This is a genomic window from Candidatus Electronema sp. TJ, assembly GCF_048287355.1.
Taxonomy (GTDB): domain Bacteria; phylum Desulfobacterota; class Desulfobulbia; order Desulfobulbales; family Desulfobulbaceae; genus Electronema.
This window is the reverse complement of the sequence record NZ_JBLWEP010000165.1, coordinates 1-4581: the sequence shown is the minus strand read 5'-3', so window position 1 is coordinate 4581 and position 4581 is coordinate 1. Positions and strand designations below refer to the sequence as shown.

The 4581-nt window shown below is 60.0% G+C and carries 5 protein-coding genes; 1 reads left to right on the top strand and 4 read right to left on the bottom strand.

Features of this window, described 5'->3' with window-relative positions:
- Positions 1 to 59: 59 nt before the first annotated feature.
- The 3 genes from ACNKID_RS10485 to ACNKID_RS10475 form a co-directional block, all read right to left on the bottom strand.
- Positions 60 to 1247, bottom strand: a complete 1188-nt coding sequence (locus ACNKID_RS10485; RefSeq protein WP_417913382.1) for a class I SAM-dependent rRNA methyltransferase — start codon at positions 1245 to 1247, stop codon at positions 60 to 62.
- Positions 1248 to 1251: 4 nt separating this feature from the next.
- Positions 1252 to 2358 (bottom strand): S1C family serine protease, encoded by a 1107-nt coding sequence (locus ACNKID_RS10480; RefSeq protein WP_417913381.1) that lies wholly within the window; start codon positions 2356 to 2358, stop codon positions 1252 to 1254.
- Positions 2359 to 2500: 142 nt separating this feature from the next.
- Complete coding sequence (locus ACNKID_RS10475) at positions 2501 to 2701, bottom strand: DUF2065 domain-containing protein (protein ID WP_417913380.1); 201 nt, start codon at positions 2699 to 2701, stop codon at positions 2501 to 2503.
- A gap of 145 nt (positions 2702 to 2846) precedes the next feature.
- Here ACNKID_RS10475 and purM point away from each other — a divergent pair, with 145 nt between their 5' ends.
- On the top strand, positions 2847 to 3914 hold the full coding sequence (purM, locus tag ACNKID_RS10470) for a phosphoribosylformylglycinamidine cyclo-ligase (RefSeq protein ID WP_417913379.1): 1068 nt from the start codon (positions 2847 to 2849) through the stop codon (positions 3912 to 3914).
- 2 nt (positions 3915 to 3916) lie between these two features.
- Here purM and ACNKID_RS10465 read toward each other — a convergent pair whose 3' ends face one another.
- Positions 3917 to 4423, bottom strand: a complete 507-nt coding sequence (locus ACNKID_RS10465; RefSeq protein WP_417913378.1) for a MogA/MoaB family molybdenum cofactor biosynthesis protein — start codon at positions 4421 to 4423, stop codon at positions 3917 to 3919.
- Positions 4424 to 4581: the final 158 nt, after the last annotated feature.

Genomic DNA, 4581 nt, shown 5'->3' with positions numbered 1-4581 from the left:
CATATTTACTCCTTCAGTCGAAAGATGGATTGACTTTTCCATTTGTTGTTCTCAAAGCATCACGCCGCCCGCACACACAGACCTTTCAGATACTGCGTTTCCGGGATGGCTAATTTGACCGGATGATCCGCGCTTTGGCCCAGCCAGCGCAGAATCTGCGCATCCCGCTTAGCATCCGCCGCTGCGTCAGCGGCAATCTTCTGAAACAGCTCCATCTTCATCAGCCCGGAGCAGGAAAAGGTGAAGAGCGTGCCGCCGGGCCGCAGCAGCTTGAAGGCGAGCAGGTTGATGTCTTTGTAGCCCCGGCTTGCCCGCTCCAGATTGCTCTGAGACTCAGCGAATTTCGGCGGATCAAGAATGATCAGATCGAACGAGCGGCCTTCTTTTAGGTATTGCCGCAGGAGCTGGAAGACATCGGCTTTCAGATTGGCGCAGCGGTCAGCGGCAAAACCGTTCAGCGCAACGTTTTGCTCAATCAGGCCGATGAAATCCGCCCGGTCTTCCGCGTTAGTGACATGCTTTGCTCCGCCATGCAAAGCGGCAATGCCGAAGCCACCGGTGTAGGCGAAGCAGTTCAGCACTTCCGCACCTGCGCTGTGGTCGCGGACAAGATGGCGGTTGTCGCGCTGATCAAGATAAAAGCCAGTCTTGTGGCCTGCTTTGATGTCCACAAGGAATTTCAGCCCGTGCTCTTCAATTTCCAGCAAGTCAGGCGGCTCATCGCCGCAAAGCACGCCTTTCTGCGGCTGAAGCCCTTCCTTTGTGCGGACATCCGCATCAGAGCGTTCGTAGATATTGTTTCTGCCGGTCGCTTGCTTGATCTGCTCAATCAGCACCTTCTTCCAGCGTTCTGCGCCCGTGCTGAGAAACTGGCAAACAAGGAAATCAGCGTAGCGGTCGGCAATGAAACCGGGCAAACCGTCGGCTTCAGCGGCAATCAGGCGGCAGGCATTGGTTTGCGTCGGAACGCCCAAGTCCTTGCGCAGCCGGACAGCGGCCTGAATGCGGCGGGCGAAAAAGGCTTCGTCCACTGCTTCCTGCGGATCAAAGGTCCAGACGCGCAGCCGGATTTGCGAAGAGGGCGAATAGGCTCCGCGCCCTAAGCATTGGCCTTCGGCGGAAATCACATCCACAGTTGTGCCGGGCTGCGGATTGCCCTCCACACGCTGCACTGCCCCGGAAAACAGCCACGGATGCCCGTGCAGCAAAGAACGCTCGCGGCCTTGCTTGATGATCAGTTTGTTCACAATGTCAGAACGCCTCCAGCGTGACTTGGACTTCCACCTGCCGTTCATCGCGGAGCAGGGTCAGCGTGACGGTCTCTCCGGCCTGATGTTTCTCCAGCTCATCGCGGAGCTGGTTCCAATCCGCCACCGGCGCGCCGTTGATTGCCACAATCAAATCGCCGAGGATCAGGCCGCCGCGCACTTGGCTGGTGCCGCGCAGCCCGGCTTTCTCCGCCGCCGAACCAGGTTCGGCCCGCAGCACCAGCACGCCTTCCAAGCCCAGCTCGGCCACGACCTGCTGACTGACGGCGCTGATGCCGATGCCGGGCCTTATCAACCGGCCATGGCGGATGATCTGCGGCACTGCTTGGTTGATCTCATGGACAGGCACGGCAAAGCCCACGCCCGCGCTGCCGCCGGAAGGACTGTAAATGGCGGTGTTCACGCCGATCAGCCGGGCCGCGCTGTCCAAGAGCGGGCCGCCGGAGTTGCCGGGATTGATGGCCGCGTCGGTCTGAATGACGTTGTGAATGGTGCGGTTGGTCACGGACTTGATCTCCCGGCCCAAGGCACTGACCACGCCGGTGGTCAAGGTCTGGTCAAGACCAAAAGGATTGCCGATGGCGAAGACCTTCTGGCCGACCTGCAAGTTCTCAGATTCGCCGACCATGATCGGACGCAGCTTCTCCGCAGGCGCGGCGATTTGCAGCACGGCCAGATCGCGGTCAGGAGCAGCACCGATCAAGGCGGCCTTCCATGTGGAATGGTCGGCCAAGGTGACCTCTATCCGGCTGGCATCGGAAATCACGTGGAAGTTGGTGACGATCCGGCCTTGCTTATCCCAAATGAAGCCGGACCCGGTGCCCTGCGGGATTTCGTAGATGTTGAGGCTGAAAAGACCGCGCCGCACCTCGATGGAGGTGATGAAGACCACCGAAGGCGAGGCGGTTTTGAAGACCTCGATGGTGTTCTGCTCGTCCGCGCCGAGATCGCTCCTCGGCGTGACTGGGCGGGATGCGGCGTGACGGTCAAGCCGCCCAAAATCAGCGGGGTGCAGAGTGTGCCAAACCAGATACAACACAGCCAAGGCCAGCAGCAGGCCGACGGGACTGATGCCGCGTAAAAAGCGCATGATAGCAGATATGGAACAGGCAGTTGGCCACAGAGAAATAATTATATCCTCACCTTATTGTTCGGCGCATCTGAACAGCTGCGGCAAGGGGCTGCGAATCTTCTTTGAGCTGGAGCGGCAACGATGCCGCACAGGACGCTGGCTATTCAAACAGCCCGCTGCGCTGGGCGAACCAGCAAAGCATCAATCCGGCGGCCAGCGCAGTCAAGCCCATCGAACGCAGTTTGTCAGGCTCGGATTCTGAGAGCTGCCGCAGCCAGTCCCGCATGAATTCGGGAAAGACCATGTAAGGGATGCCTTCAAGGATCAGCACGAGACTGATCAGGGTGAGCAGAGTTTTCATGCGGCAAGCCTACCAAAAGACAAGGCGGCTTGCAATCCTCATGCAAAAATATTGACAAGCAGCGGCGGAAAAAAGTAATCTCGCCAGCAGTCAGCCGCGCAGTTCGGCTTTTTTCATGGACTTCATTCAGGCATCGGCAGAAAACATGACACAGACAGACGCTCCCGCAGCTCCGCGCTACAGCGAGGCCGGGGTTGACATAGACAAGGGCAACGCCTTTGTCTCCCGCATCAGGCAGCTTGTCCGCGCAACCCACGGCAAAGCGGTGATTGACGACATCGGCGGCTTTTCCGGCCTGTTCAGCATCGGCAACGCCGGTTTGAAAGACCCGGTGCTGGTGGCTTCCACCGACGGCGTGGGCACGAAGCTGAAAATCGCCCAGCTCTGCGGCAAGCACGACACCATCGGCATCGATCTGGTGGCGATGTGCGTCAACGATGTGATAGTCTGCGGGGCCAAGCCGCTTTTCTTCTTGGATTACTTCGCCTCCTCCGCGCTTGATCTGGACGTGGCCACAGACGTGATCAAAGGCATCGCCGACGGCTGCAAGCAGGCGGGCTGCTCGCTGATCGGCGGCGAGACAGCGGAGATGCCGGGCATGTACCAGCCGGGCGACTACGATCTGGCAGGCTTCACGGTCGGCATCTGCGACCGCGCCGCGATCATCGACAAAAGCAGCGTCAGAACAGGCAACAAGATCATCGGCCTGGCCTCGTCCGGCCTGCATTCCAACGGCTATTCCTTGGTGCGGAAGATTGTTTTCGAGGAATTGGGGCTGAAGGTGAACGATCAGGTGCCGGAGCTGGGCGGCACGCTGGGCGAGGTGCTGCTTGCGCCGACGCGGATTTATGTGGCCAGCGTTCTGCGCGTCTTGCGCACATACAACATCAACGCCTTGGTGCACATCACCGGCGGCGGCTTCTTTGACAACATCCCCCGCGTGCTGCCGGAAAACTGCAAGGCGGTGATTGAGAAAGGCAGCTGGCCGGTGCCGCCGGTCTTCTCCTTTTTGCAGGAGAAAGGCCGGGTCACAGAGGCGGAGATGTACCGCACCTTCAACATGGGTATCGGCATGATGGCGGCGGTGAAAGACAGCGATGCGGAAGCGGTGATGGATCAGTTCCGGGCCATGGGCGAGCAGCCTTATCTGATCGGCGAGATCGCCGCCGCCAAACCTAGTGAAGCGCAGGTGCTGATCAACGGGCTGGCCTGAAATCAGCCGCCGCAGTCCGCTGTTCCGCCTTGAATCTTTTCGATTCCATGCGCCAGCGCGGGCAGCACGGCTTCCAGATTCTCTTTCGCCGCTTTTGCGCTGCCGGGCAGATTGATGATCAGCGTCTGCCCGCGCAGCCCGGCTGTTCCACGCGACCACACCGCCTGCGGCGTTTTTCTCAGGCTGGCGGCCCGCATCGCCTCGCCAAGACCAGGCACTTCCCGTTCAATCACCCGGCGCGTGGCTTCCGGCGTTCTGTCGCTGGGAGAAACCCCTGTGCCTCCGGTTGTCGCAATCAAATCCAGCCGCAGCTCATCAGCCCAAGCAGCCAGTTTCGCCGCAATCAGCTCTTCCTGATCCGGCAGAATTTCATACGCGGTCACAACAAAGCCCTGCGCGGTCAGCAGCTCGCGCAGCAAAGGGCCGGACGTGTCCTGCCGCTCGCCGCGCGAGCCTTTGTCGCTCAGGGTGAGGATGCCGCAGGTGAAGGGAGAGGAAGAAGTCAGCATATGGTTGGTTTCGTCTCAAATGCGTGCTGTTTTGAACTCTTGCAGGAATTGCAGCCAGCCGCCTTCGCGGGCGGCTTTTGTTTTCGCAGCCAGGCGGAAGGCTGCGTCATGCGCTGCGGAACCGCTTTGCTCCGGCTGAAAACCCGCCGCAGCCGCCG

Bases quoted from the DNA above. Each gene is read 5' to 3' on its own strand.
- ACNKID_RS10465 (WP_417913378.1), bottom strand. From the start codon at position 4,423: ATGCTGACTTCTTCCTCTCCCTTCACCTGCGGCATCCTCACCCTGAGC.
- ACNKID_RS10480 (WP_417913381.1), bottom strand. From the start codon at position 2,358: ATGCGCTTTTTACGCGGCATCAGTCCCGTCGGCCTGCTGCTGGCCTTG.
- purM (WP_417913379.1), top strand. From the start codon at position 2,847: ATGACACAGACAGACGCTCCCGCAGCTCCGCGCTACAGCGAGGCCGGG.
- ACNKID_RS10475 (WP_417913380.1), bottom strand. From the start codon at position 2,701: ATGAAAACTCTGCTCACCCTGATCAGTCTCGTGCTGATCCTTGAAGGC.